Source organism: Phyllobacterium sp. P5_D12, assembly GCF_054049495.1.
In genome coordinates this window covers 1-2,031 of the sequence record NZ_JBFUMG010000689.1, presented here as the reverse complement: position 1 = coordinate 2,031, position 2,031 = coordinate 1, and the positions used below count along the sequence as shown (strand labels likewise).

The window sequence follows — 2,031 nt, the reverse complement described above, 5'->3', positions numbered from 1 at the left end:
GAGTGGCAGTGCGGACATCACCATAGGTGTAAACCGTATCGAGGCCGAGCCATTGTTCGTCCCAATTGTGAAGGACATCAGTGTCGCGTCCCGCATGCACCGTTTGGAGGGCTTCAGGATTTGTCTCCTTGATTCCCTGTGCAAGAGCATCCACCAAGGTTTTTGTGGGCGGGTCCCAATCGCCCCCCTGGACCCAGATAATATTATCGAAATGGCGGTAGCGCTGGCCGAGATAACGCCCGTATGATCTGAGTGCATCCGCACCCGCATCGTGCATTTCCTGATACCAACCCTCGTCACCGCCATTGGTTCCAAGGTAGGCTGGTGTCAAAAGAACCAGAAATCCCCGTTCTCGAGCGCGTTCCAGAATCCAGTCTGCATCGGCAAAATAAGCCTCGTTTGGCTTTGTGAAGTTTCCACCGGAAGCAAACGGAGCATGTCTATAATAGTTTTGCGGTGCATTTCGACTAAAGCGATGCTCGATCAGTGAAACCAGTATCGTGTTAAAACCTCGACTCTGACGATTGGCGAGATACATGTCCGCGTCCTCGCGCGACAAATCTCCGATCAACGACCACGCGGTATCGCCTGTCAGGAGAACGGGGCGACTTGATGCGTCCTGGAGATAGCGATGGTTTTCGGATATCTGCAGGGGAAAAGCCGGCTGCTGTGCCTGGGCGACGAACGAGCAACACATCGCCGATACAAGAAACAGCCAGAAGAATCTTTTTTCGGCCCAGTCAGGCATTGCCCGCTAGTTCCAGCGCGCGTTCGGCGACCGGCGGTCTGTTAAAACGCCGGAATACGACTTGCGATGGCTTGCCTACGAGATAGTTGTCAACACCGGTCTCGAGAGCCTGCTTGTAGATACCAAGCGCGCCATCGAYGGCGTCGACGGTGCGCGCGACGTCTTCATCGCTGTGCATATAGCTGACTACCAGCGACGGCATAAGCACGCCGCGCTTGATGGTCTCCTGCAGGAACAACGTCCGGAATGCTTGAGACGGTGTCTTGGCTTGATCCAGCGTCGCATAAGCGAGGCAGCAGGATCGGCCGGTGACCCGGAAATATTCATTAAGACTGTGACGAGCGACAACTTGATTTATGCCTGTTCGCAGAGCGTCACCTTGATGGTACAAGTGTTCGATGACGGGCTCATCTTGATAGATGCGCATCGTGGCAATGGCGGCTGCCAATGCATGCGTTTCTGCGCCGTGAGTTGTGGAAAGCAGGAATACGCGCGGACTACCGGTTTGTTCAAGTCCGCCAAGTTTCATGTATTCGCGCTTGCCAGCAAGCGCAGAGACTGAGAATCCATTACCTAGTGCTTTGCCGAAACAGGACAAATCGGGCTCGATGCGATACAGCTGCTGAGCGCCACCTTTGTGCCAACGAAAGCCTGTGATCATTTCGTCCAGGATAAACAAGGCTCCGTTGCTGTGGCAAAGGTCACGCACTGCGTGAAGGAAATTATTCTTCGGGTCGTCGCCGCGCGACGGCTCAAGGATTAGCGCCGCGATTTTCCCCGGAAATCTGTTGAATAGCGCGCGTACGCTATCGAGGTCATCGTATTTGAAACTGACGGTGAGCTTCTGCACGGCATCAGGGATGCCTGCGTTCATCTCGGTGTCACCGATGAACCAGTCGTCTGTCGAAAAAAAGGGATGATCACCGCAGCGTGCGATCATATCTCGCCCGGTTACCGCTCTTGCCAACCGGACCGCGCCGGATGTTGCATCCGATCCATCTTTGCAAAACTTCACCATCTCCGCACCAGGGATGGTCTCGAGAAAGGTTTCTGCGCATTGCACTTCTATATCGGCGGGGCGGGTAAAATTGCAGCCGAGCTGCAACTGGCGTGTCGCTGCCTCCAGAACGGGAGCGTATGCGTGGCCCAGCCCGACAGAACGGTTTCCCATTCCGTATTCTATGTATTCATTGTCATCGACATCCCATACATGGCTACCGAAACCTTTGGCTATGAAGCCTGGCGACAGTTGCGGATATTGATCGTCACCCTTGGCATAGGTA

At 54.5% G+C, this 2,031-nt stretch carries 2 protein-coding genes; both read right to left on the bottom strand.

Going from position 1 to position 2,031, the window contains the following annotated elements; translation table 11 throughout:
• Positions 1–748, bottom strand: a 748-nt coding sequence (locus ACXJ5O_RS25330) for an apiosidase-like domain-containing protein (RefSeq protein WP_457302317.1), incomplete at its 3' end; no start/stop codon positions are given.
• Positions 741–2,031 (bottom strand): glutamate-1-semialdehyde 2,1-aminomutase (locus tag ACXJ5O_RS25325; protein ID WP_457302316.1); only part of this gene is annotated, 1,291 nt, incomplete at its 5' end. The genes ACXJ5O_RS25330 and ACXJ5O_RS25325, both read right to left, overlap by 8 nt.